Source organism: Kitasatospora sp. NPDC008115 (assembly GCF_042957205.1).
Classification (GTDB): Bacteria; Actinomycetota; Actinomycetes; order Streptomycetales; family Streptomycetaceae; genus Kitasatospora.
In genome coordinates this window covers 136,349-161,245 of record NZ_JBIBHU010000014.1, presented here as the reverse complement: position 1 = coordinate 161,245, position 24,897 = coordinate 136,349, and the positions used below count along the sequence as shown (strand labels likewise).

Sequence of the window (24,897 nt, the reverse complement as noted above, 5' to 3'; positions counted from 1 at the left end):
CGGTGGACACCCGGGCGAGCGGAACGCCGCCCCCGGCGGTCCGCCAACGACCGTCTACGCGGCGCACGGGTGCGACAGCACGCGGTGCGCTCCGGAGGACCCGAACGAATGTCCCGCACTATCGACAACGCCCCGTATACCGCCTTCCACCGCAGGCTCGCGCTCGCCTGCTCCGGTGGACCGCTGCTCGACGGGTACATCCTGAGCATCGTGGGCGTCGCCCTCATCGGCATGCGCCCCGAACTGGGGCTCTCCACCGCCGACGTCAGCCTGATCGGCGCGGCCGCGCTGGTCGGCATGTTCGTCGGCGGCGCGCTGTTCGGCGTGCTGACCGACAAGATCGGGCGGGAGGTGATGTACACCGCCGACCTGCTCGTGATGATCGTCTGCTCGGTGCTGTCCTTCTGGGTCGACGCGGTCTGGGCGATCGCCCTGCTGCGCTTCGTCCTCGGCATGGCGGTGGCCGCCGACTACCCCATCGCGACGTCCCTGCTCGCCGAGTGGCTGCCCGCCAAGCACCGCGGGCGGCTGCTCGGTCAGCAGATCATCGCCTGGTACGCCGGCGCCGTGCTCGCCTACGTGACCGGCTACCTCTTCCTCACGATCGGCGGCCCCGGCAGCTGGCGCTGGATGCTCGGCAGCTCCACCGTGCTGTGCGTGGTGTTCCTGGTGATCCGCCGCGGCTCCCCCGAGTCGCCGCGCTGGCTGGCCGCCAACGGCCGGGTCGGCGACGCCGTGCGCCTGGTCGAGCGCCACCTCGGGGTCAAGGTCGACGGCCGCGAGCTGATGCCCGAGCCCACCGCCCCCGGCGCCCCGACCGGCCTGCGGCTGCTGATGACCCCGCCCTACCGGCGGCGCACGCTCTTCTGCGGACTCTTCTTCCTCTGCCAGGTCGGCCCGCTGTTCGCGATGCTGACCTTCGGGCCGCAGCTCCTGGAGGCCTTCGGCATGCCGGGCGGCACGGTGCTGGAGACCCTCGGCACCGGCCTGATCAGCCTGGTCTTCCTGCTCGGCTGCTACCCCGCGCTGCGCCTGATCGACACCTGGGGCCGCCGTCCGGTGATCATCCGCTCCTTCGCGCTGATGATCGTCCCGCTCGCCGTGCTGGGCCTCTTCCCGGACGCCCCGGCCGCCGTCGTGGTCGTCGCGCTCTGCGCGTACGCCTTCCTGTGCGGCGGGCCGAACGTGCTCGACTGGACCTACCCCAACGAGCTGTTCCCCACCGAGGTCCGGGCCACCGCCGTCGGCGTGGCCACCTCGGTCAGCCGGATCGGCGCGGCCGTCGGCACCTATCTGCTGCCGCTGTCGCTGAGCGGCATCGGCACCGGCCCGACCATGCTGATCGCCGCCGGCGTCACCGCGTGCGGCCTGCTGGTCTCGGTGCTCTGGGCCGAGGAGACCCGCGGCACGGCGCTCGGCGCGGCCGCGGCCGTACCCGGTCCGGCGCCCCGGAAGGCCCGCACGGCCCGGCCGGCGCCGCAGCCGGTGCGCTGACACTCCCCTTGCCGCCGGGGCCGCGTCCGATCGAACGCGGCCCCGGCGGCATGCCGTGGCTACTGGCCGACGCGGCCGTCGACGCACTCGCGCAGCAGGTCCGCGTGGCCGCAGTGCCGGGCGTACTCGTCGATGATGTGCACCAGAACCTCGCGCACCGCGAGGTTCTGGCGGCCCAGGCGCCTGCCGAGGTCGTCGGAGTGGCGGGCGAGGGTGGCGTCCAAAGCGGCCTGCTCGCGCTCCAGGTCGGCGAACGCGGCGTCCACCACGGCCTGGTCGGCGACGGCCCCGTGGAAGTCGGCGTCGCGCGCGCCGTACAGCTTCGGCAGCGGCTCGCCGTCGGTGATCCAGTTGTGCCAGTCGCGCTCCACCTCGGCGAGGTGGCGGACCAGGCCGAGCAGCGACATCGTCGACGGCGGCACCGAGCGGCGCGCCAGCTGCTCCGGGTCCAGGCCGTCGCACTTCAGGCGCAGGGTGAGGCGGTAGTTGGTGATCGCCTCCCGCAGCGTCGGCAGTTCACCGTCCGGGCCCGGGCCCTCGTTGTCGCGCGGATCGTCGTCCGGGTCCATCCACATGTCGGGGTAGACGGTGGCTCTGGTCCAGCGTGCGGGTTGGTCGCTCATTGTGGACATGATCGTCCGTGCGGGGCGCGGCCGCCACCGGGTTTTTCGGGTGCGCCCGGCCGGGTGGGCCGGTAGGGTCCGCGCGTGGACGAACAAGAGGGGCACGTCGAGGAGCAGTTGACCGGCGGGAACGCCACCGCCGGCGTCGTCCGCGTCGGGGACACCGTGCGGCGACCCGTCGGCCCGTGGACGCCCGCCGTGCACGCGCTGCTGACGCACCTGTACGAGGCGGGCTTCCGGGCCGCGCCGCGCCCGCTCGGCACCGACGGGCAGGGGCGGGAGGTGCTGGGCTTCGTTCCGGGCCGGGTGGTCGGGGACGGCGAGCGGTTCGCCCTGCTGGAACCGGTGGCGCAACTGGCCCGGGTGGCCCGGCTGATCAGGGAGTTCCACGACGCCGTGGCCGGGTTCACGCCGCCGGCCGACGCGCGGTGGCAGGTGCTGATGCGGGACGACACCGAGGCGGCGGGCGAGATCATCGCCCACCAGGACCTCGCGCCGTGGAACCTGGTGATCGACGACGGTCCCGACCGGTGGGCGTTCATCGACTGGGACACCGCCGCGCCCGGCTCCCGCCTCTGGGACCTCGCCTACGCCGCGCACGGCTTCCTCCCGCTGGCCGCCGACCCCGCCGTCCGGCGCACCGACGCCGACGCCGCCGAGCGGCTGCGCGCCTTCGTCGACGCCTACGGGCTCGACGAGGACGAGCGGCGGCGACTGGTGCCGCTCCTGGGGCGGCGCACCCGGGCCATGCACGACTTCCTGCGCGAGCGGGCGGGGCGCGGCGTCCAGCCGTGGACGCGGCTGTGGCAGGAGGGGCACGGGGACACCTGGCTGGCGAACACCGGGTACATCGAGCGGCGCGAGGAGCGGTGGCTGCGGGCGCTGCTCGACTGACCTGTCACTCCCCCGGCACGCCGGGCAGGCCGGGGGTGAAGCCGTCGAGAGCCCGGCGGCACGGGCAGGTGCGGTCGACGGGCAGCGCCTCCACGGCCTTGAACAGGACGGTGCGCAGCCGGTCGACATTGCGGCCGAACACCTCCAGGACCTCCGCGTGGGTGACGCCGGCGCCGCTCTCCACGCCCGCGTCCAGGTCGGTGACGAGGTTCAACGAGGTGTAGCAGAGCCCGAGTTCGCGGGCCAGAACCGCCTCCGGGTGGCCCGTCATACCGACCGTCGACCAGCCGTTCGCGGTGAACCAGCGCGACTCGGCGCGGGTGGAGAAGCGCGGGCCCTCGATCACCACCAGCGTGCCGCCGTCCACCGGCTCCCACCCGGCCCCGCGCGCCGCGCCCAGCACCGCCGCGCGCCCCGCCGGGCAGTACGGGTCCGCCATCGGCGCGTGCACCACGCCCGGCAGCGAACCGTCCGGCAGCGGCACGCCGTCGTAGAAGGTCTGCTCCCGGGCGGCGGTGCGGTCCACGAACTGATCCGGCACCAGCAGCGTCCCCGGCCCGTACTCCGGCCGCAACCCGCCCACCGCGCACGGCCCGAGCACCTGCCGCACCCCGAGCGAGTGCAGCGCCCAGAGGTTGGCCCGGTAGTTGATCCGGTGCGGCGGAATCCCGTGCGCCCGCCCGTGCCGCGGCAGGAACGCCACCCGCCGGCCGCCGACCTCCCCGATGAACACCGAGTCGCTCGCCGCCCCGTACGGCGTGTCGACGGCCACCTCGGCCACCTCGTCGAGCAGCGCGTACAGCCCCGACCCCCCGATCACCCCGACCTCAGCCCGCTCGCCCACCCTGCCGCCCGCCTCTCGTCGAAGATCCCCGGAACGACCAGCCTAGGCTCAGCGACAGGAATCCGGGCCGGAGAAGGGAGACGGACATGAACGTGGGGCCGCTGGTGCGGGTGTGTGACGGGCCGGACGGGTTGAGCGTGTGGGGGGTGGCCGAGCCGGGGCGGTGGGGGGTGGGGGTCAACGTCATGGTGGAGGCGGGGGAGGACGTCGGGGCGGTGGATCTGGAGTTGCTCGGGGAGGTGTTGGGGCGGCTGGAGGAGGTGGTGGCGCGGGCGCGGCGGTTCGCGTGCGCCGAGTTGGGGGTGACGGAGGAGGCGGCGGCGCTGGACTCACCGGAGGTGAACGTCTACACCGACGGGTGGATGCTGCGGTTCGCCGAGGGGGAGATCGGTGAGCCGTTCGGGGTGGCGGTGTGGTTCGAGGGATTGCGGCCGGTGCGGGTGGAGGACCTGGGTGAGGCGGAGGAGGTCGGTCACTGAGCGGCGTCCCAGAGGTGGAGGGCCGCCAGGGCGGTGGTGCGGTCGGCCGGGGCGAGGAGGTAGTCGGCGACCGGGGTGAGGAGGAGGGTGGTGTGGTCGGGGGCGGGGAGCAGGCGGGCCTCGTCCCAGGTGTGGCGGATGACGGTGCGGCGCAGCAGGGTGCCGTGGCGGGCGGGCAGGCGGGGGGTGGCGGCGGCCTCGCCGCGGCGGCGGTGTTCGGGGGCGAGTTCGGGGGTGAGGGCGGTGCGGACGGCGGCGAGGGTGCCGAGCGGGAGGCGGGTGGCGGCGAGGTCGAGGAGGGCGGCGGCCTCGGGGGCGAGGCGGTAGGCGGCCAGGACGGCGGCGGTCTCGGCGGGTTCGAAGGGCTGGTGGCCGAGACAGCCGAGGTCGAGGAGGGTGAGCGGGTCGAGGTCCGTGCCCACGGGTGTGTGCAGGTGGGCCTCGGCGAGGGCGATCAGGCACTCGACGTGGTCGTCCGCGACGAGGTAGGGGCGGACGGGGACGGTGGCGCGGTCGCCGGGGAGGGCGGCGGTGGTGAGGTGGACGCGGTACCAGGGGTCGAGCAGCGGGTCCTCGGCGGGCCAGCGGACGGTGACGGCGGTGTGGTGCGGGCGCTCGCCGAGGAGGGTGACGTCGATGGTCTCCACGGGGTGGTCGGTGACCAGGCGGATGACGGCCTGCCAGAGCGCGGCCTCGCCCGGGGCGACCAGGTCCAGGGAGGCCTGCGGCCGGAGCAGGCCGGCCGGGTAGTAGCCGGCCAGCGGGAGGCCGTGGATGGCCCGGACGCCGGTGGAGCGGGCGAGGTCCCCGGCGAGCCGGGCGTAGAGGTCGGCGCGGGTGCGGGCGCGGCGCAGTTCGGCGCGGGCGGGCTCGCCCATCCGGACGTCGTCACGGGCGAGGGCGGAGAGCACGAGGTGGGGCAGGTGACGGCTGCCGCGGGCGCGGTGGAGCAGTTCGGCCGGCCCGTCGGCCGGGTCGACGTCGAGCAGGTTGTACAGCAAAGCGGTGTTCACGGACGTCCGCCTCCGAAGGTATCGTCATGGCGCCCGACGCCTCCGACGGCCGAGGGCGGGGCGATCACGGCCGGTTACCGGGGGCACCCGGCCGCGGGAGGTGAAGGAGGGGCGGACCGGACCGTCTCCGGCGGGCCCCGGCACGGTGATTCTGGCCGGTCGGGTTCAACGCGCGGTCACCACAGGCTCAACGAAGCCTCGACACCGCGTGTGACCTGGTGGTTGATTACGTCACACAGAAGCTGACATGTGCACGAGCGGGGCGGGCACTGTCCTGGGCAGCAGGGGGCAGGATGGGCGATCTCCGTTTTTCCTTACTGGGTCTGATGCGGGCTCACCGCGGCGCGACGGCGCTCAAGGTGGGCAGCCCGCAGCAGCAGGCGATGCTCGCCGTGCTGCTCCTGCGGCCCGGTCATGCGGCGAGCGCCACGGATCTGATCGCGGCGCTGTGGGGCGAGGAGCCGCCGAGCGCGGCGATGACCACCGTGCGGACGTACGCGTGGCGGTGGCGCAAGGTGCTGGACGCGGCGCAGCCGGCGGAGGCCGGTGGGGCCGGGGACGGGGAGAAGGCGCCGGGCAGCGTCCTGGTGTCGATGGGCGACGGCTACCGGCTGGTGCTGCCCAAGCTCGCGGTGGACGCGGCGCAGGCGGAGGCGCTGGCCGCCGAGGCGGAACGGACCGCCAGGGCCGAGCCGCTGCGCGCCCGCGACCTGCTCAACCAGGCGCTGGAGCTGTGGCAGGGCGAGCCGCTGGCCGGGATACCCGGGCCGTTCGCGGAGCGGCACCGGCAGCGGCTGGAGGAGCTGCGGCTGACGCTGCTGGAGGAGCGGATCGGCCTGGACCTGGCGCTGGGCCGCTACTCGCGGTGCATCCCCGAGCTGACCGCGCTGACCACCGAGCACCCGCTGCACGAGCGGGCGTACGGGCTGCTGATGCGGGCGCTGTACCAGGCCGGGCGGCAGGCGGACGCGCTGGCGGTGTTCCGGGGCGTGCGGCAGCTGTTCCTGGCGGAGCTGGGGGTGGGGCCGGGCGCGGAGCTGGAGCAGTTGCACCGCCGGATCCTGGAGGGTGACCCGGCGCTGGCCGCGCCGCAGGCGCCGGGCGGCGCCGCGCCCGCACCGGGTCCCGCCCCGGTCGCGGCCGAGGGTGCGGGCGGGGAGCGCGCGCCGGCGGCGGACGGCGGGGACGGCGCGAGCGGCAGGGACGGCGGGGACGGCGACGACGGGCCCCGGTCCGGACGGGCCGCCCGTCCGTCCGGCGCGCCGCCGCGGCCGGCCCAGCTGCCGCCGGACGCCGCCGACTTCACCGGCCGCACGGCGCCGGTGCGGGTGCTGTGCGAGGCGCTGGCCGCGCCCCCGGAGGACGGCGGGGCGCCGGGCCGTCCGCAGCAGGCGCTGGTGGTGGCGACCGTGGTCGGGATGGGCGGGGTCGGCAAGACGGCGCTGGCGCTGCACGTGGCGCACCGCGTCCGGGAGGCCTACCCGGACGGCCAGCTGTACGCGGACCTGCGCGGCTCGGACCCGGTGCCGGCCGATCCGGAGGCGGTGCTGAGCGGCTTCCTGGTGGCGCTCGGGGTGCCGGCGGACGCGGTGCCGGACGGCCTGGACGCGCGCTCGGCGCTGTTCCGGTCGGTGGTGGACGGCCGGCGGCTGCTGCTGGTGCTCGACAACGCCAAGGACGCGGCGCAGATCCGGCCGCTGCTGCCGGGGGCGGTCGGCTGCGCGGTGCTCACCACCGGCCGGACCAGACCGGCCGGGCTGCCCGCGACCGTGCAGGTCGACCTGGACGTGTTCCAGCCGGACGAGGCGCTGGACCTGCTCGGCCGCACGATCGGCGCGCAGCGGCTGGCCGCCGAACCGGACGCCGCGCGGGAGCTGGTGGTGGCCTGCGGGCACCTGCCGCTGGCGGTGCGGATCGTGGCCGCCCGGCTGGCGGCGCGGCCGGGCTGGACGGTGGAGACGCTCAGCCGCCGGCTGCAGGTGGAGCGGCGGCGGATCGACGAGCTGCGGATCGGCGACCTCGCGGTGGCGGCGGCCTTCGAACTGAGCTACCGCCAGCTGACGGACGACCAGTCGCGGGCGTTCCGGCTGGTGGCCTCGGTGGACGGGCCGGACATCGGGCTGCCGGCGGCGGCGGCGCTGCTGGACCTCGACGAGTACGACGCCGAGGACCTGCTGGAGGCGCTGGTGGACGTGGCGATGGTGGAGTCGCCGTTCCCGGGGCGCTACCGGTACCACGACCTGCTGCGGGCGTTCGCGCGCCGGCGGCCGGCGGAAGGGCCGGGAGCCGGCGCGGGGACGGGAGCCGGCGCGGGGACGGGCGCGGGAACAGCCGGGGGAACAGGCGCGGGGACGGGCGGCGCGGCGGACGGCGGGGAGGCGGTGGCGGCCCGGGACCGGTTGCTGGACCACCTGCTGGCCACCGCCTGCACCGCCTTCCAGCACGCCGTGCCGGGCGACCCGGCGGCGGGCGCGCTCGGTCCGGCGCACTCCCCCGGTGTCCCGTTGTCCGGCCGGGACGCCGCCCGCGAGTGGGCGTCCGTCGAGGGGACGGGCGCGGTGGCGCTGGCGGCGCAGGTGGCCGCGGACACCGCCGCCGGGCGGGGGCCGGCGCTGCGCGCGGCGATCGACCTGCTGATCGCGCTCACCCCGTTCGTGCTCACCCCGCCGAGCCGTCAGCTCGCCGCGACGGCCGACGCGCTGGCCGAGGCGGCCGCCCGGGACGGCGACGTCCGGGCGGAGGGGCGGGCGCACTTCCTGCGCGGCAACGTCGCGCTGGCGGCGACCCGGCTGGACGCGGCCGAGGCGGCGTCCCGGCGGGCGGTGGAGGCGGCCCGCGCGGCCGAGGACTCGGTGGTGCTGCGGCAGGCGCTCAACGACCTGGGGCTGATCTGCCAGTTCCTGAGCCGCTACGACGAGGCGGTGGACCACTACGACGAGGCGCTGCTGCTGGCCAACCGGCTCGGGCACCGCTCCGGCGCGCTGGTGACGACGGTGAACGCGGCGCTGGCGCGGGTGCGCAGCGGCCGGGCGGACGAGGCGGTGACGATCTGCCACGAGGCGCTGGCCGGGCTGCGGACCCGGCAGGACGACGCGGGCCGGGCGTACACGCTGTACGTGCTGGGGCTGGCGCTGCACGCGCTGGGGCGGCACGAGGAGGCGGTGACCTGGTTCGGCGAGTGCCTGGCGGTGTCGGTGTCGGCCGGGCTGCGGGACCGGGCGGCGCACGCGCGCTACCGGCTGGCGGACAGTCTGCGCGAGCTGGGTCGGGCGGACGAGGCGCTGGAGCACGCGGAGCAGGCGCTGGCGCTCTGCGTGGAGCTGGGGGCCGAGCGGGACCAGGCGCAGGCGCTGGTGGTGCTGGGCTGTGCGCTGGCGGACCTCGGGCGCGGGGCCGAGGCGGGGGCGCGGCTGCGGGAGGCGTACGCGATCTTCCGGCGGCTGGGCCTTCCGGAGGCCGCCGAGGTGGCGGGCCTGCTGGCGGAGCCGGCGTTCGCGCTGGTGGATCCGTGAGGTCGGTTCGAGCGGGGGGCAGAAACGGTTCTGCGCGGGGCCGTCGGTGCTGCCGGGGCTCAGGAGCCGGTGCTGTTCCAGTCCGAGTGGCCGCTGCCGTCGGTCGGGGTGGGGGTCGGGGTGGGGGTCGGGGTCGGCGTGGCGGTGGGAGCGGTGGTGCCGGCGCCCGTGCCGGTCGCCGCGCCGTCGGCCATCGCGGTGCCGGCCGCGCCGAGGGCGAGCAGGGTGCCGAGGCCGAGGCCCGCGACCGCCAGGCCGATCCGGGCGGTACCGATCGTCGAACGCTTCGCCATGACTGCTCCTCGGGTCGTCCTCCCCGGTGGGAGGGGTTCCTCCTGTTGACGTGATCAGCATGGCAAGGGGCGTTCAACGGCCGATCGACGCAAGAGCAGCGTGCGTCGATCGGCCGCGTTGATCGGGGTGCCCGGTGCGTGGCGGTCCCCGTCCGCGCAGGTCAGAGGGCCTCGCGGAGCTCCAGGGTGCAGCACTTCACGCTGCCGCCGCCCTTGAGCAGCTCGGACAGGTCCATCCCGATCGGGCGGAAGCCGCGCTCGCGCAGCCTGGCCGCGACCCCGGTGGCCGGCTCCGGGAGCACCACGTTCAGCCCGTCGCTGGCCACGTTGAGCCCGAACGCCTCGGCGTCCTCCTCCCCCACCAGCACGGCATCCGGGAAGAGCCGGCGCAGCACCGCCCGGCTGCCGGCCGAGAACGCGCCCGGGTAGTACATGATCTGGTCGCCGTCGAGCACGCTGAGCGCGGTGTCCAGGTGGTAGAAGCGCGGGTCGACGAGGTCCAGCCCGATCACCGGGCGGCCGAGGAACTCCTGCGCCTCGGCGTGGCCGGCCGAGACGCTGCGAAAGCCCCGGCCGGCCAGCAGGTAGCGGTCGGTGAGCAGCAGGTCGCCCTCGCCCTCGTTGACGTGCACCGGGTCGTGGGTGGTGAAGCCGCGGGCCCGGAACCACTCCAGGTACGCCGGGCCCTCGGCGGCCCGCTCGGCGTTGCGGAACCGGGCGCCGAGCACCCGGCCGTCGACGACGGTGGCGCCGTTCGCCGCGTACACCATGTCGGGCAGGCCGGGCAGCGGGTCGATCAGGTCGACGCGGTGGCCGAGTTCGACGTACAGCTCGTACAGGCGCTCCCACTGGGCGACCGCGAGAGCGGTGTCGACGGGCTTGGCCGGGTCCATCCACGGGTTGATCGCGTAGCCGACCTCGAAGTGGGTCGGACGGCACATCAGGTAGCGGCGGGGGCGGGCGGTGCGGGTCATGGCGGGCTCCGGGAGGGTGAGGGTGGGAGGAGCGGCTTCAGGAGGCGGCGGTTCAGGCGGCGGGGCGCTCGGGGAAGTCGCGCATCGCGCGCAGCGGGCTGCTCAGCAGGACGGCCCCGGCCGAGAGCAGCACGCTCGCCATGATCCAGATGGTGGTGCGGGCGCCGAGCACCTCGCCCAGCCAGCCGCCGAGCAGGGCGCCGACCGGAATGGCGCTGAAGTTGACGGTGGAGGCGCTGGCCCGGATCCGGCCGATCATCGCGGGCGGGCAGTAGGACTGGTAGAAGCTGCCCGCCAGGACGTTCCCGGCGACCACCCCGCAGACCGCGACCGACCAGGCGAGCGCGCTCACCGCGAGCGGCAGCCGGGCGCCGGCCATCGGCAGCAGCAGGATGAACGGGGCGGCGACCAGTTCGCACAGCAGCAGTCCGCGGGCGGTGCCGAAGCGGCGGGCGATCCGCCCGGCGAGGGCGGCCCCGGCCAGGCCGCCGACCGAGACCACCGCGAAGACGGCGCCGATGCCGCCGGGCGAGACCCCGACGCTGCGGACCAGGAAGACCGTCTGCACGGCCTGGATGCCGTTGAGGCCGAGGTTGCCGACCGCGCCGAACAGGGCCAGGGTGCGCAGGTAGGGGTCGCCCGCCAGGAAGCGCACGCCCTCGCCGATCTCGCGCAGGATGCCGCGCCGCTCGGACACCGGCGGCGGTGTCTCCTTCACCCGGATGGTGCCCACGCAGAGCGCCGACACCAGGTAGGTGACCGCGTCGGCGAGCAGCCCGCTGGCCGCGCCGAACACCTGGGAGAGCACGCCCGCCAGGCCGGGGCCGGCGATCTCCGCCGCCGAGTCCCCGGACCGCAGCTTGACGTTGGCCTCCAGCAGGTCGTCCTTGGCGACCAGGGCGGGCAGCACCGCGCCGTACGCGGTGGAGAAGAACACCTTCACCGCGCCGGCCAGCAGGGCGACCGCGATCAGCTGGGCCATGGTCAGCGCGTCGAACCAGCCGGCCACCGGCACGCTGACGAACAGCAGGAGCAGCAGCACGTCGCAGACCAGCATGACCTTCAGCCGGGGCCAGCGGTCCACCCAGGCACCGGCCAGCAGGCCGAGGAAGAGCCACGGGACCCACGCGGAGGCGGTCAGCACGCCGACCATGAACGGCGAGGCGTTGAGGGTCACCACCGCCACCAGGGCGAGGGCGACGTTGCCGACGGCGGTGCCGAGGCCGCTGGTCGTCTCGCCGACCCAGAGCTTGCGGAAGTCCGCCTGCCCCCACAGGCCCCAGCGCCCGCGGCGGGGGCCGTCGTCCAGTACGGGCGGCTCGACCGGGACGGTACTCGTGGTCATCGCGGGTCACTCTCCAGCGTGTGGGCCAGCACGGCGGCGATCCGTGCGAGGGGCTCGGGGCGGGTCAGGGCTCCGTGTGCGCAGTCGATCCGGTGGGCGGTGACGGGGCCGGTCAGGTACGGGGCCCAGGCGGACTCGTACGGCCAGTCGGCGGGCTTGTCGGCGGTGGCGCCGATGAAGACGGCCGGGCCCCGGTAGTGGCCGGGCACGTGCTCGGCCATCAGCTTGCGGTGGTGTTCGAAGACGTCCGGCAGGAGGGCGGCGGCCTCACCGAGCAGGGCGGTCAGCTCGGCCTGGCCGCGGCCGTCGGCCGGGTCGTAGCCGAGCGAGGCGAGCAGTTCGGCGAGGGTCTCCACCGGGTCGTCGCAGGCCCGGTGCTCCTCGGCGACCGCGCCGGCCGGGAGGCCGTCGAGCAGGGCGAGCAGGGCGACCTCCTGGCCCGCCGCCTGGAGCTGGACGGCCATCTCCTGGGCGACCACCGCGCCGAAGGACCAGCCGAGCAGGTGGTAGGGGCCCTGCGGGCGGACGGCGCGGATCTCCCGCACGTAGTCCGCGGCGATCTCGGTGACGGCGGCCGGTGAGCCGCCGCGCAGGCCGCGGGCCTGGAGGCCGAACACCGGGCGCCGCGGGTCGAGGTGGCGCAGCAGGCCGGAGTAGACCCAGCTGATGCCGGCGGCGGGGTGGACACAGAACAGCGGGGCCCCGGTGCCGGCGGCGCGCAGCGGGAGCAGGACCTCCAGGGCGTCCGGGCGCTCCCCTTCGGCGCGGTCCAGGCGGCGGGCGAGCCCGGCCGGGGTCGGGGCCTCGAAGACGTCCCGGATGCCGAGTTCGGCGCCGAGGACGGTGCGGACGCGGCCGAGCAGCTTCATGGCGAGCAGCGAGTGGCCGCCGAGGTCGAAGAAGCCGTCGTCGACGGTGACCGCGGGGACGCCGAGGACGTCGGCGAAGAGGCGGCAGAGCACCTCCTCGCGCGGGGTGCGGGGTGCGCGGCCGGCGGGCGAGGCGGTGAGGTCGGGGGCCGGCAGGGCGCGCCGGTCGACCTTGCCGCTGCCGGTCAGCGGGAAGGCGTCGAGCACGACGACCGCCGCCGGGACCATGTAGCCGGGCAGCGACTCGGCCACGAAGGCGCGCAGTTCGGCGGGGTCGGGCGCGGTGGCGCCGTCCTTGACCACGTAGGCGACCAGGCGGGGGCCGGCCGGGCCGTCCTCGCGGGCGGTCACGGTGGCGGCCAGGACGGCGGGGTGGCGGGTGAGCACGTGCTCGATCTCGCCGGGTTCGATGCGGAAGCCGCGGATCTTGACCTGGTGGTCGGTGCGGCCGAGGTAGTCGAGGCCGCCGTCGCGGGTGCGGCGGACCAGGTCACCGGTGCGGTACATCCGGCCGCCCTGGGTGAACGGGTCGGCGACGAAGCGCTCGGCGGTCAGGGCGGCCCGGCCGAGGTAGCCGCGGGCCAGGCCCGCGCCGGCCAGGTAGAGCTCGCCGGGCACGCCCGCCGGGACGGGGTTCAGGTGCTCGTCGAGCACGTGGGCGCGGGTGCCGCGCACGGTGCGGCCGAGGGAGGGGCGGTCGGTGGCGGCGAAGGGGTGGGTGAGGGCGTCGACGGTGGACTCGGTGGGGCCGTAGAGGTTGCGGGCCGTGGTGTGCGGGGCGGCCTCGCGCAGCCTGGTCCACAGGGTCTGGCCGACCGCCTCGCCGCCGAGGAGCAGCAGCCCCGGGGCGGCCTCGCCGTCCAGCAGGCCTTCGGCGACGAGCTGTTCGGCGTAGCTCGGGGTGATGCCGAGGGTGTCGATCCGGGCGGTGCGGACGTGGCGGACCAGGGCGGTGGCGTCGCGGCGCAGGTCGTCGCCGATCAGGTGCAGTTCGTGGCCGGCGATCATCCAGAGCAGGCCGTCCCAGGAGGCGTCGAAGCAGAGCGAGGCGGTGAGTGCGACGCTCAGCGGGCCGTGGGCCGGCTCATCGAACGTCTCGGCCCGGTGGTGGGCCAGCAGGGCGGCGATCGAACCGTGGGTCACCACCACGCCCTTGGGGCGGCCGGTGGAGCCTGAGGTGTAGATGACGTAGGCGGCGTCGGCCGGGTCGGGAGCGGCGGCCGGGGCCGGGGCCGGTACCGGGCTCGGATCGCCGGGCTCGTCGGGGTGCACCGGCAGGGTCGGCAGGCCGGCGAGCAGTTCCGGCAGCGGCCAGCCGTCCCCGGTGACCACCAGGGCGGGCGCGGCGTCGGCGAGCATCGCCGCCGTCCGGTCGGCCGGGTACTCGGCGTCCAGCGGGAGCGAGGCGGCGCCGGACTTGAGGACGGCGAGCAGGGCGACCACCGTCTCCGCCGAGCGCGGCAGGGCCAGGGCGACCACCGCGTCCGGTCCGGCGCCGGCCGCGCGCAGCCGGGCGGCGAGGTGCTCGGCGCGGGCGTCCAGTTCGGCGAAGCCGAGCCGGGTTTCGCCGAAGACCAGGGCGGTCGCCCCGGGGGTCGCCGCCACCTGCGCGGCGAAGGCGGCCGGGAGCAGCGGGACCTCGGCGGGCACCTCCACTACGGCGGGGAGGAGTTCGGCGCGCTCGCGGTCGTCGAGCAGGTCGATCCGGCCGATCGGCCGGTCCGGGTCCGCCACGACGGCGGTCAGCAGCCGGCCGAAGCGGGCGGCGATCGCCTCCACGGTCTCCCGGTCGAACAGGTCGGTGGCGTAGTCGATCGCGCACTCCAGACCGGCCGGGGCGCCGTCGGCGTCGAAGGACTCCCCCATGCCGATGGAGAGGTCGAACTTGGCGACGTGGCCGCCGACCGGTTCGACCGTGGCCGACAGGCCGGCCAGGTCGAGCGGGGCGTCGCCGCCGGTGGCGCCCTGGCCGGCGCCCTCCAGCAGCAGCATCACCTGGAACAGCGGGTGGCGGGCCAGCGAGCGGGCCGGGTTGAGCTCCTCGACCAGCCGCTCGAACGGCACGTCCTGGTGGGCGTGGGCGTCCAGCTGGGTCTCCCGGACCCGGCGCAGCAACTCGGTGAAGGCCGGGTCGCCGGAACTGTCGGTGCGCAGGACGATCGTGTTGACGAAGAAGCCGACCAGGTCGTCCAGCGCCTCGTCCGTGCGGCCGGCCACCACCGAGCCGATCGGCACATCGGTGCCGGCGCCGAGGCGGGTGAGCAGCGCGGCGAGCCCGGCTTGCAGGGCCATGAACATCGTCACCCGGTGATCGCGCGCCAACCGGGCCAGGCCGCCGTGGAGTTCGACGCCGAGCGGCAGGACGACGCGGTCGCCGCGGTGGGAGCTGTCGGCGCGCCGGGGGCGGTCGACGGGCAGCGCGATCTCCTCCGGCAGGCCCGCCAGGGTCTCGCGCCAGTAGGCGAGTTGGCGGGCGGCCGGGCTCTGCGGGTCGGTCTCGTCGCCGAGCAGGTCGCGCTGCCAGAGCGCGTAGTCGGCGTACTGGACGGGCAGCGGGCGCCGGTCGGTCGCGGTGCCGTCGCGGTGGGCGGCGTAGGCGGCGGCGAGGTCGTGCAGCAGCGGCTCCATCGACCGGCCGTCACCGGCGATGTGGTGCAGGACGAGGAGCAGCAGGTGGTCACCGGTGCCGTCGCCCGCCGGGAGCAGGTGGGCGCGGAGCGGCAGGTCGGCGGCGAGGTCGAAGGGCAGGTCCGCGTACCCGGCCAGCGCGGCCGCGGGGTCGGCGGGCGCGGTGGTGAGGTGCTCGAACGGGACGCGGGCCTCCTGGGCCGGGACGATCCGCTGGTACGGCTCGCCGTCCTGCTCGGCGATCACCGTGCGCAGGCTCTCGTGCCGGGCGACCAGGCCGGCCAGCGCGGCGGCCAGCGCCGCGGGGTCGAGCGGGCCGGCGATCCGCAGGGCCAGCGGCAGGTTGTAGAGGGAGCCGGGGCCCTCCATCCGGTCGATCAGCCAGAGCCGGCGCTGGGCGAAGGAGAGCGGCAGGCGGTCGGGGCGCTCGCCCGGGGTGAGGGCGGGGCGGGCCTCGGCGCCGCCGTCCAGCCGCTGGGCGAGGCCGGCGACGGTCGGGGCCTCGAAGACGTCCCGGATGCCGAGTTCGGCCCCGAGGGTGGTCCGGACCCGGCCGGCCAGCTTCATGGCCAGCAGCGAGTGGCCGCCGAGGGCGAAGAAGTCGTCGTCGATCGAGACCCGGTCCACTCCGAGGACCTCGCCGAACAGGCCGCAGAGCAGTTCCTCGCGGGTGGTGCGGGCCGCGCGGCCGCCGGTGGACAGGGTGAGGTCGGGGGCGGGCAGGGCGTTGCGGTCGATCTTGCCGCTGCCGGTCAGCGGGAGGGCGGCGAGCGGGACGACGGCGGCCGGGACCATGTGGGCGGGCAGCCGGTCGGCGGCGAACCGGCGGAGTTCCTGGGCGAGTTCGGGGCCGCACGCGGCGCCGGTGGCGCAGTGGGCGACCAGTCGGCGGTCCCCGTCGGCGCTCTCGTGGACGGTGACGACGGCCTGGCGGACGGCCTCGTGGCGGGCCAGGGCCTGCTCGATCTCGCCGAGCTCGATGCGGAAGCCGCGGATCTTGACCTGGTGGTCGGTGCGGCCCAGGTAGTCGAGACCGCCGTCGCGGGTGCGGCGGACCAGGTCGCCGGTGCGGTACATCCGGGCGCCGGGCGTGAACGGGTCGGCGACGAAGCGCTCGGCGGTCAGGGCGGCCCGGCCGAGGTAGCCGCGGGCCAGTCCCGCGCCGGCCAGGTAGAGCTCACCGGGCACGCCCGCCGGGACGGGGTTCAGGTGCTCGTCGAGCACGTGGGCGCGGGTGCCGAGCACGGTGTGGCCCAGCGAGGGGCGCTCGGAGTCGGCGTAGGACTGGAGCAGGGTGTCGACGGTGGCCTCGGTGGGGCCGTAGAGGTTGTGGCCGGTGGTGTGCGGGGCGGCCTCGCGCAGCCTGGTCCACAGGGCCTGGCCGACCGCCTCGCCGCCGAGGAGCAGCACCCGCGGGGCCGCGGGGCCGTCCAGCAGGCCTTCGGCGACGAGCTGTTCGGCGTAGCTCGGGGTGACGTTGACGACGCCGATGCCGGCGGTGCGGACGTGGCGGACCAGGGCGGTGGCGTCGCGGCGCAGGTCGTCGCCGATCAGGTGCAGTTCGTGGCCGGCGATCATCCAGAGCAGGCCGTCCCAGGAGGCGTCGAAGCAGAGCGAGGCGGTGAGTGCGACGCTCAGCCGGCCGTCGGCCCGACCGTGGAACGTCTCGGCCCGGTGCTGGGCCAGCAGCGCGGCGATCGAACCGTGGGTCACCAGCACGCCCTTGGGACGGCCGGTGGATCCTGAGGTGTAGATGACGTAGGCGGCGTCGGCCGGGTCGATGCGCACGGCCGGGGCGTGGGCGGGCCGGTCGGCCCAGGCGGCGGCGTCGGCGGGCAGCACGGTCAGGCCGTCCAGCGCCTCGGGCAGCGGCCAGTCCCCGGTGCTGAGCACGACGGCCGGGCGGGCGTCGGCGAGCATGTGGGCGGTGCGCTCCAGCGGGTACTCCGCGTCCAGCGGCAGGAAGGCGGCGCCGGCCTTGAGCACGGCCAGTTGGGCGACCACGGTCTGCGCCGAGCGGGGCAGGGCGAGCGCGACCACGGACTCGGGGCCGACGCCGGCGGCCAGCAGGCCGTGCGCGAGCCGGTTGGCCCGGGCGTCCAACTCGGCGTAGCCGAGCCGGGTTTCGCCGAAGACCAGGGCGGTCGCTCCGGGTGTCGCCGCCGCCTGCGCGGCGAAGGCGTCCGGGATCAGCGGCACGTGCTCGGGCAACGGGCGGTGGCCGCCGAGGAGTTCGGCGCGCTCGCCGTCGGCGAGCAGGTCGGCCCGGCCGATCGGCTGCCCGGGGTCGGCCACCACGGCGGCCAGCAGCCGGCCGAAGCGGGCGGCGATCGCCTCCGCGGTCTCCCGGTCGAACAGGTCGGTGGCGTAGTCGACGGCGCAGTCCAGGCCGGCGGGGGCGCCGTCGGGGCCGAAGAACTCCTCCAGGGTGACGTTCAGGTCGAACTTGGCGACGCCGGTGTCCGAGGGCAGCGCCTCGACGCTCAGGCCGGGCAGCTCCAACTCGCCCTCGCCGGTGGACTGGAGGACCATCGCGACCTGGAACAGCGGGTGCCGGGCCAGCGAGCGGGCCGGGTTGAGCTCCTCGACCAGGCGCTCGAACGGCACGTCCTGGTGGGCGTAGGCACCGAGGCCGGCCTCCCGTGCCCGGCCGAGGAGTTCGGTGAAGGAGGGGTCGCCCGAAGTATCGGTGCGCAGGACCAGGGTGTTGACGAAGAAGCCGACCAGGTCGTCCAGCGCCTCGTCCGACCGGCCGGCGACCACCGAGCCGATCGGCACGTCGGTGCCGGCGCCGAGGCGGGTGAGCAGGGCGGCCAGGGCGGCCTGGCAGGTCATGAAGAGGGTGACCCGGTGCTCGCGGGACAGCGCGACCAGCGAACCGTGGAGTACCGGGTCGATCGGCAGCGCGACCCGGCCGCCGCGGTGGTCGGCGCGGGCGCCGCGCGGGCGGTCGACGGGCAGCGCGATCTCCTCCGGAAGGCCGGCCAGGGTCTCGCGCCAGTAGGCGAGTTGGCGGGCGGCGAGGCTCTGCGGGTCGGCCTCGTCGCCGAGCAGTTCGCGCTGCCAGAGCGCGTAGTCGGCGTACTGGACGGCGAGCGGGGCGCGGACGGGCGGCTCGCCGCCCAGGCGCAGGGTGTAGGCCTCGGCGAGGTCGCGCAGCAGCGGGCCCATCGACCAGCCGTCGCCGACGATGTGGTGCAGCGCGACGACCAGCACGTGGTCGTCCCCGGCGACCCGCAGCAGGGTGACCCGGACGGGCGGTTCGGCGGCCAGGTCGAACGGGCGGCGGGCGGCGCGGTCGACCTCGGCCTCGACGGACTCCGGCGCGCAGTCGAGGAGTTCGACCGGCACGGCGGCGGGGAGGATCCGCTGGTGGGGCTCGCCGTCGTGCTCGGCGATCACGGTGCGCAGGCTCTCGTGCCGGGCGGCGAGGTCGGTCAGGGCGGCGGTGAGCGCGTCCAGGTCGAGTTCGCCGGTCAGGCGCAGCGCGAGCGGCATGTTGTAGAGGGCGCTGGGGCCCTCCATCCGGTCGATCAGCCAGAGCCGCTGCTGGGCGAAGGAGAGCGGTGGGCGCTCCGGGCGCTCGCCGGCGGTGAGCGCGGGCCGGGCGTCGGCGCCGTCCAGGCGCTCGGCCAGGCCGGCGACGGTCGGGGCCTCGAAGACGTCCCGGATGCCGAGTTCGGCGCCGAGGGTGGCGCGGACCCGGCTGAGCAGCCGGGTGGCGAGCAGCGAGTGGCCGCCGAGGGTGAAGAAGTCGTCGTCGATCGAGACGGCGCCGGGCAGGCCGAGGACGTCGGCGAACAGGCCGCAGAGGATCTCCTCGCGGGCGGTGCGGGCGGGCCGGCCGCCGGCGGTCGCGGTGAAGTCGGGGGCGGGCAGGGCGGCCCGGTCGAGCTTGCCGTTGACGTTGAGCGGCAGCGCGTCCAGCGTCACGAAGGCGGCCGGGACCATGTAGTCGGGCAGGGCGGCGGCCGCGTGGGCGCGCAGCTCGGCCGGGTCGGCGGCGGTGACCAGGTAGGCGACCAGCCGGGTGCCGGCCGTGCCGTCCCGGTGCGGGAGCACGGCGGCCTGCCGCACCTGCGGGTGGGCGGCCAGGACGGTCTCGATCTCGCCGGGTTCGATCCGGAAGCCGCGTACCTTGACCTGGTGGTCGGTGCGGCCGAGGAACTCCACCGCGCCGTCGGCGCGGCGGCGGGCGAGGTCGCCGGTGCGGTACATCCGCGCGCCGTCGTCGTACGGGTCGGCGACGAAGCGCTCGGCGGTCAGCGCCGGGCGGCCGAGGTAGCCGCGGGCCAGGCCCGTGCCGCTCAGATAGAGCTCGCCGGGCACACCGACGGGTACCGGGCGCAGCCGCGCGTCGAGCAGGTGGGCCCGCAGGTTGGACAGCGGGCGGCCGATCACCGGGCGGGCCACGGTGGTGTCGAGGCGGTGGTGCAGGGCGTCGACGGTGCACTCGGTGGGTCCGTAGATGTTGAGCACGAGGGTGTCGGGGGCGGCGGACAGGGTGGTCCACAGGTGCTGGCCGCAGGCCTCGCCGCCGAGCATCAGCACGGCGGGCGGGCAGGTGGTGAGCAGGCCCTCCTCGACCAGCCGTTCGGCCTGGCCGGGGGTGACGTCGAGGACGTCGGCGCCGGTGCGGTCGAGGTACCGGACGATGGCGGCGGCGTCGCGGCGCAGGTCGTCCTCCAGCAGGTGCAGTTCCTGGCCGGCGGCCAGCCAGAGCATTCCTTCGAGGAAGGTGTCGAAGGACATCGAGGCGGTCGAGGCGAAGGCGAACCGCCGCCCGGGGTGGGCCTGTCGGGCGAGTCCGAGGGTCTCGTCGCGGTGGAAGGCGAACAGGTTGGCGAGGCCGCCGTGGCGGACCACGACGCCCTTGGGGCGGCCGGTGGAGCCCGAGGTGTAGATGACGTAGGCGGCGTGCTCGGGGCCGATCCGCACGGGCGGCTCGCCGGCGGGCCGGTCGGCCCAGGCGGCGGCGTCGGCGGGCAGCACGGTCAGGCCCTCCAGGACCTCGGGCAGCGGCCAGCCGGGGGTGCTCAGCACGGCGGCCGGGCGGGCGTCGGCCAGCATGTGGGCGAGCCGGTCGCGCGGGTAGTCGGAGTCCAGCGGCAGGTAGGCGGCGCCGGCCTTGAGCACGGCGAGCAGGGCGACGATCGACTCGGCCGAGCGGGGCACGGCGAGCGCGACCAGCGACTCGGGGCCGATGCCGGCGGCGGCGAGGCCGTGGGCGAGGCGGTTGGCGCGGGCGTTCAGCTCGGCGAAGCTCAGCCGGGTGTCGCCGAAGACCAGCGCGGTCGCCTCCGGGGTGGCGGCGGCCCGGGCGGCGAAGGCGGCCTGGAGGAGCACCTCGCCGCCGGGGCGCTCGGTGTCGTGCCAGCGGGCGAGCGCGGCGCGCCCCGCCGCGCCGAGCACGTCCAGCTCGGCGACCGGGAGGTGCGGCTGTTCGGCGGCCTGGGCGAGCAGGTGGACCAGCGCGGCGGCGAGCCGTTCGGCGGTGGCGCGGTCGAAGAGGTCGACGGCGAACTCCAGGCCGCCCGAGAGCCCGGCCGGGGTGCCGTCGGGGTGGTGGCGCTCGGAGAGGTTGAGGGTGAGGTCGAAGGGCGTGGTGGGCAGGCCGAGCGGCTCGTAGGCGGCGCGGGTGCCGGGGAAGGCGGGGCCGCCGCCGGCGGTGTTGTCGAAGGCGATCATCACCTGGAACAGCGGGTGCCGGGCCAGCGTGCGGGCCGGGTTGAGCTCCTCGACCAGGCGCTCGAACGGCACGTCCTGGTGGGCGTAGGCGGCCAGTCCGGCCTCCCGGACGCGGCCCAGCAGCTCGGCGAAGGTGGGCGCGCCGCTCAGGTCGGTGCGCAGCACCAGGGTGTTGGCGAAGAAGCCGACCAGGTCGTCCAGCGCGGTGTCCAGCCGGCCGGCCATCGGGGTGCCGATCGGCAGGTCGTCGCCGGCGCCGAAGCGGTGCAGCAGGGCGGCGTAGGCGGCCTGGAGCACCATGAACAGGGTGGCGCCGTGCTCGGCGGCCAGGGCGGTGAGCCTGGCGTGCAGGGCGGCGTCGAGTTCCAGTTCGACGGCGTCGCCGCGGTGGGTGGGCACCGGCGGGCGCGGACGGTCCAGCAGCAGCGGCAGCTCGTCGGGCAGTCCGGCCAGGGCCTCGCGCCAGTGGGCGAGCTGGCCTCCGAGCGTCGACCCGGGGTCGGTGTCCGCGCCGAGCAGCCGGTACTGCCAGAGGGTGTAGTCGGCGTACTGGACGGGCAGCGGCGGCCACTGCGGTGCGGCGCCCGCGAGGCGGGCGGAGTAGGCCTCGGCGAGGTCGCGGAACAGCGGGCGAAGCGACCAGCCGTCGCTGGCGATGTGGTGCATCACCAGGGTGAGGACGTGCTCCTCGGGACCCTCGGGGCGCAGGTAGGCGTGCAGCGGGACGTCCGTGGCCAGGTCGAAGGTGTGGTGGACGAGGTCCTGCGCGGGGCGGTCGGTGACGGTGAGCAGCGGCGCGGGCGGCGCGGGCAGCACCCGCTGGTGGGGCACGCCGTCGCGTTCGGTGAAGACGGTGCGCAGGCTCTCGTGGCGGTCGACGACGTCGCCGAGGGCGGCTTCGAGGGCGGCGGTGTCCAGCGGGCCGGTCAGCCGCAGGGCGAGGGTGACGTTGTAGGTGGCGGCGGGGCCCTCGGCCTTGCCGAGGAACCAGAGGCGGCGCTGGGCGAAGGAGACCGGCAGGTGCTCGGGGCGCGGCTCGGGGCGCAGCGCGGGGCGGGCCGGGGCGCCGGCGATCCGGGCGGCGAGGGCGGCGACGGTCGGGGCCTGGAAGAGGTCCCCGATGGCGAGTTCGGCGCCGAGTTCGGCGCGCACCCGGCCGACCAGGCGGGTGGCGAGCAGGGAATGGCCGCCGAGGGCGAAGAAGTCGTCGTCGACGGTGAGGCCGTCGAGGCCGAGGAGTTCGCCGAACAGCGCGCACAGGACCCGCTCGCGCTCGTCGCGCGGGGCGCGGCCGGTGCCGACGGCGTCGGCGGTGAGGTCGGGGGCGGGCAGGGCGCGCCGGTCGACCTTTCCGTTGGCGTTCAGCGGCAGGGCGGGCAGCACCACGACGGCGGAGGGGACCATGTAGCCGGGCAGGGTGTCGGCGGCGAACCGCTTGAGCGCGGCGGCGAGTTCGGGGCCGGCGGAGGTTTCCGTGGCGGGGTCGGCGGCGGTGTCGGGGGCGGCGGCGCAGTAGCCGACCAGCCGGGTGTCGCCGGGGCGGTCCTCGCGGGCGACCACGATGACCTGGCGGACGGCGGGGTGGCGGGAGAGCGCGGCCTCGATCTCGCCGAGTTCGATCCGGAAGCCGCGCAGCTTGACCTGGCCGTCGATCCGGCCGAGGAACTCGATCGCGCCGTCGGCCCGGCGGCGCACCAGGTCGCCGGTGCGGTACATCCGGCCGCCCTCGTCGGAGGGGTCGGCGACGAAGCGCTCGGCGGTCAGCGCGGCCCGGCGCCAGTAGCCGCGGGCCAGGCCCGCGCCGGCGATGTACAGCTCGCCGGGCACGCCGGGCGGCACCGGCCGCAGGCGGGCGTCCAGGACGTGGGCGCGCATGTTGTCCAGCGGCAGGCCGATCGGCGCCCGGGGGCCGTCCAGGTCGGCGGGCAGCAGGGGGTGGTGGGTGGCGAAGGTGGTGGCCTCGGTGGGCCCGTAGACGTGGGCGAGCAGCAGGTCCGGGCAGTGGTCGAGGACCCGGCGCATCAGGGTGCCGGACGCCGCCTCGCCGCCGGTGCAGACGGTGCGCAGGGCGCGGAAGGTCTCCGGGGCCTGCTCGGCGACCAGGTCGAACAGGGCCTTGGTGAGGAAGACGGCGGTGACGCCGTGCCGGACGGCGAGGGCGTGCAGGGCGGCGGCGTCCAGGGTGCCGGGCGGGGCGACGACGACGGTGCCGCCGTGCAGCAGCGGTGCCCACAGCTCGTAGGTGGCGGCGTCGAAGGCGTGCGGGGAGTGCAGCAGGATCCGCTCGTGCCGGCCGTCGCGCCAGCGGCGGTCGTCGGCGAGGTCGACGACGTCGCGGTGGCGGACGGCGACGCCCTTGGGGGTGCCGGTGGAGCCGGAGGTGAACATCACATAGGCCAGCCGGTCCGGGTGGACGGGCAGCGCGGGGTCGTGGTCGGGCCCGTCGGCCCCGTCGCCGGGGCGGACCACGGTGGCGGTGTGCGCGAAGCCGGGCTCGGCGCGGTCGGTGAGCAGGACGGGCGCGGCGGTGTCGGCGAGCAGCGCGGCCATCCGCTCGGGCGGCAGGCTCGCGTGCATCGGCACGTAGCAGCCGCCGGCCTTGAGCACGGCGAGGGTGGCGACCACCAGGTCCACCGAGCGCTCCATCAGCAGGGCGACCGGCGACTCCGGGCCGACGCCCGCCGCGACCAGGTGGTGGGCCAGGCGGTTGGCGCGGGAGTTGAGCTCCGCGTACGTCACGGCGCCGCCGTCGTGGGCGAGGGCGACCGCGTCCGGGGTGCGGGCGGCCCGGGCCTCGAACAGGGCGGGCAGCGAGCCGGTGCGCACGGGCGCGGCGGTGGCGTTCCAGTCCCCGGCGAGGCGGGCGTGTTCCTCGGGGGCGAGGATGTCCAGGGTCCCGATCGGCGCGTGCGGGTCGGCGGCCGCGGCGGCGAGCAGCCGGCCGAAGCGCTCGAACAGCCCGGTGACGGTGGCCCGGTCGTACAGGTCGGCCGCGTACTCGACCGAACCCTCCAGGCCGGCCGGGGCGCCGTCCGGGCCGTGCCGCTCGGTGACGCCGATGTTGAGGTCGAACTTGGCGACCCGCAGGCCGAGCGGCTCGGGCGCCGACTCCAGCCCGGGCAGGCCGAGTTCGCCCTCCTCGTGGTTCTGGAGCACCAGCAGGGTCTGGAACAGCGGGTGGCGGCCGAGCGCCCGGGCCGGGTTGGCCTCCTCGACCAGCCGCTCGAACGGCACGTCCTGGTTCGCGAAGGCGTCCAGCTGGGACTCCCGTACCCGGCCGATGAGTTCGGCGAAGGACGGGTCGCCCGAGGTGTCGGTGCGCAGCACCAGGGTGTTGACGAAGAAGCCGACCAGGTCGCTCAGTGCCTCGTCGGAGCGGCCGGCCACACCGGTGCCGAGCGGGATGTCGGTGCCGGCGCCGAGCCGGGTGAACAGCGCGGCCAGGCCCGCCTGGAGCACCGCGAACAGGGTGGCGCGGTGGCCGCGGGCGAGGTCGGCCAGCGCGGCGTGCAGGGCGGGCGGGAAGGCGAACGGGACGGCGTCGGCGGCGCCGGTCGGCACGGGCGGGCGGGGGCGGTCCGCCGGCAGCTCCAGCTCCTCCGGCAGGCCGGACAGGACTCCTCTCCAGTAATCGAGTTGACGGCTCATCAGGCTGTCCGGGTCGGACTCGTCGCCGAGCAGCTCGCGCTGCCACAGGGCGTAGTCGGCGTACTGGACCGGCAGCGGCTCCCACTGCGGTTCGGCGCCGGCGAGGCGGGCGGTGTAGGCGGCGGCGAGGTCGCGCAGCAGCGGGCCGAGCGACCAGCCGTCGCCGGCGATGTGGTGCAGCACCACGAGCAGCACGTGCTCGGGGGTTCCTCCTTCGGTCGGGGTGAGCGAGAAGACCGTGACCCGGATGGGGAGTTCGGTGCTCAGGTCGAAGGTGTGGGCGGCTTCCGCGTCCCGCCGGGCCGGGTAGCCGGCCGGTGCGCACTCCACCGTCGCGAAGGCGATCGACGCCTCCTCGGACGGCAGGATGTGCTGCACCGGCACGCCATCGTCGTCCACCGGGAACACCGTGCGCAGGGCCTCGTGCCGGGCGACCACGTCCGCCGTCGCGGCGCGCAGCGCGGCGGTGTCGAGCGGGCCGCGCAGGCGGACCGCGAACGGCAGGTTGTAGAGCGCGGTCGGCCCTTCGATCTGGTCGATCAGCCACAGACGCTGTTGTGCGTACGAAACCGGGATCACGGTGCTTCCTCTGC

General features: G+C 76.0%; 11 protein-coding genes. 4 read left to right on the top strand and 7 right to left on the bottom strand.

Annotated elements, in window-relative coordinates; all coding sequences use genetic code 11:
- Positions 1 to 108 precede the first annotated feature (108 nt).
- Positions 109 to 1,494, top strand: a complete 1,386-nt coding sequence (locus ACFZBX_RS19485; RefSeq protein ID WP_391534978.1) for an MFS transporter — start codon at positions 109 to 111, stop codon at positions 1,492 to 1,494.
- A 59-nt stretch (positions 1,495 to 1,553) separates the two neighbouring features.
- Here ACFZBX_RS19485 and ACFZBX_RS19480 read toward each other — a convergent pair whose 3' ends face one another.
- Positions 1,554 to 2,117, bottom strand: coding sequence for a DinB family protein (locus ACFZBX_RS19480; RefSeq protein ID WP_391534977.1), 564 nt, complete (start codon positions 2,115 to 2,117; stop codon positions 1,554 to 1,556).
- 84 nt (positions 2,118 to 2,201) lie between these two features.
- On the opposite strand from ACFZBX_RS19480, the gene ACFZBX_RS19475 reads away from it, so the two are divergent.
- Positions 2,202 to 3,011 (top strand): phosphotransferase enzyme family protein, encoded by an 810-nt coding sequence (locus ACFZBX_RS19475; protein WP_391534976.1) that lies wholly within the window; start codon positions 2,202 to 2,204, stop codon positions 3,009 to 3,011.
- Positions 3,012 to 3,015: 4 nt separating this feature from the next.
- Here ACFZBX_RS19475 and ACFZBX_RS19470 read toward each other — a convergent pair whose 3' ends face one another.
- Positions 3,016 to 3,855, bottom strand: a complete 840-nt coding sequence (locus ACFZBX_RS19470; protein WP_391534975.1) for an S-methyl-5'-thioadenosine phosphorylase — start codon at positions 3,853 to 3,855, stop codon at positions 3,016 to 3,018.
- An 86-nt stretch (positions 3,856 to 3,941) separates the two neighbouring features.
- Between ACFZBX_RS19470 and ACFZBX_RS19465 the strand changes: the two genes are divergently transcribed.
- On the top strand, positions 3,942 to 4,334 hold the full coding sequence (locus ACFZBX_RS19465; RefSeq protein ID WP_391534974.1) for a hypothetical protein: 393 nt from the start codon (positions 3,942 to 3,944) through the stop codon (positions 4,332 to 4,334).
- On the opposite strand, the gene ACFZBX_RS19460 is transcribed toward ACFZBX_RS19465, so the two are convergent.
- Positions 4,328 to 5,347, bottom strand: a complete 1,020-nt coding sequence (locus tag ACFZBX_RS19460; protein WP_391534973.1) for a hypothetical protein — start codon at positions 5,345 to 5,347, stop codon at positions 4,328 to 4,330. The genes ACFZBX_RS19465 and ACFZBX_RS19460 overlap by 7 nt on opposite strands.
- A 326-nt stretch (positions 5,348 to 5,673) precedes the next feature.
- On the opposite strand from ACFZBX_RS19460, the gene ACFZBX_RS19455 reads away from it, so the two are divergent.
- On the top strand, positions 5,674 to 8,859 hold the full coding sequence (locus tag ACFZBX_RS19455) for a BTAD domain-containing putative transcriptional regulator (protein ID WP_391534972.1): 3,186 nt from the start codon (positions 5,674 to 5,676) through the stop codon (positions 8,857 to 8,859).
- Between the two features lie 59 nt (positions 8,860 to 8,918).
- On the opposite strand, the gene ACFZBX_RS19450 is transcribed toward ACFZBX_RS19455, so the two are convergent.
- From ACFZBX_RS19450 to ACFZBX_RS19435, 4 genes are all read right to left on the bottom strand, one after another.
- Positions 8,919 to 9,152 carry a hypothetical protein gene (locus tag ACFZBX_RS19450; protein ID WP_391534971.1) on the bottom strand — a complete coding sequence of 78 codons (234 nt, stop codon included), beginning with the start codon at positions 9,150 to 9,152 and terminating at the stop codon, positions 8,919 to 8,921.
- Positions 9,153 to 9,313: 161 nt separating this feature from the next.
- Positions 9,314 to 10,126, bottom strand: a complete 813-nt coding sequence (gene ddaH, locus ACFZBX_RS19445) for a dimethylargininase (RefSeq protein ID WP_391534970.1) — start codon at positions 10,124 to 10,126, stop codon at positions 9,314 to 9,316.
- 52 nt (positions 10,127 to 10,178) lie between these two features.
- Positions 10,179 to 11,471, bottom strand: a complete 1,293-nt coding sequence (locus tag ACFZBX_RS19440) for an MFS transporter (RefSeq protein ID WP_391534969.1) — start codon at positions 11,469 to 11,471, stop codon at positions 10,179 to 10,181.
- Positions 11,468 to 24,883, bottom strand: coding sequence for an amino acid adenylation domain-containing protein (locus ACFZBX_RS19435; protein ID WP_391534968.1), 13,416 nt, complete (start codon positions 24,881 to 24,883; stop codon positions 11,468 to 11,470). Before ACFZBX_RS19435 ends, ACFZBX_RS19440 begins: the two co-directional genes overlap by 4 nt.
- Positions 24,884 to 24,897 lie beyond the last annotated feature (14 nt).

Bases quoted from the DNA above. Each gene is read 5' to 3' on its own strand.
- ACFZBX_RS19485 (WP_391534978.1), top strand. From the start codon at position 109: ATGTCCCGCACTATCGACAACGCCCCGTATACCGCCTTCCACCGCAGG.
- ACFZBX_RS19480 (WP_391534977.1), bottom strand. From the start codon at position 2,117: ATGAGCGACCAACCCGCACGCTGGACCAGAGCCACCGTCTACCCCGAC.
- ACFZBX_RS19465 (WP_391534974.1), top strand. From the start codon at position 3,942: ATGAACGTGGGGCCGCTGGTGCGGGTGTGTGACGGGCCGGACGGGTTG.
- ACFZBX_RS19455 (WP_391534972.1), top strand. From the start codon at position 5,674: ATGCGGGCTCACCGCGGCGCGACGGCGCTCAAGGTGGGCAGCCCGCAG.
- ACFZBX_RS19450 (WP_391534971.1), bottom strand. From the start codon at position 9,152: ATGGCGAAGCGTTCGACGATCGGTACCGCCCGGATCGGCCTGGCGGTC.
- ddaH (WP_391534970.1), bottom strand. From the start codon at position 10,126: ATGACCCGCACCGCCCGCCCCCGCCGCTACCTGATGTGCCGTCCGACC.
- ACFZBX_RS19440 (WP_391534969.1), bottom strand. From the start codon at position 11,471: ATGACCACGAGTACCGTCCCGGTCGAGCCGCCCGTACTGGACGACGGC.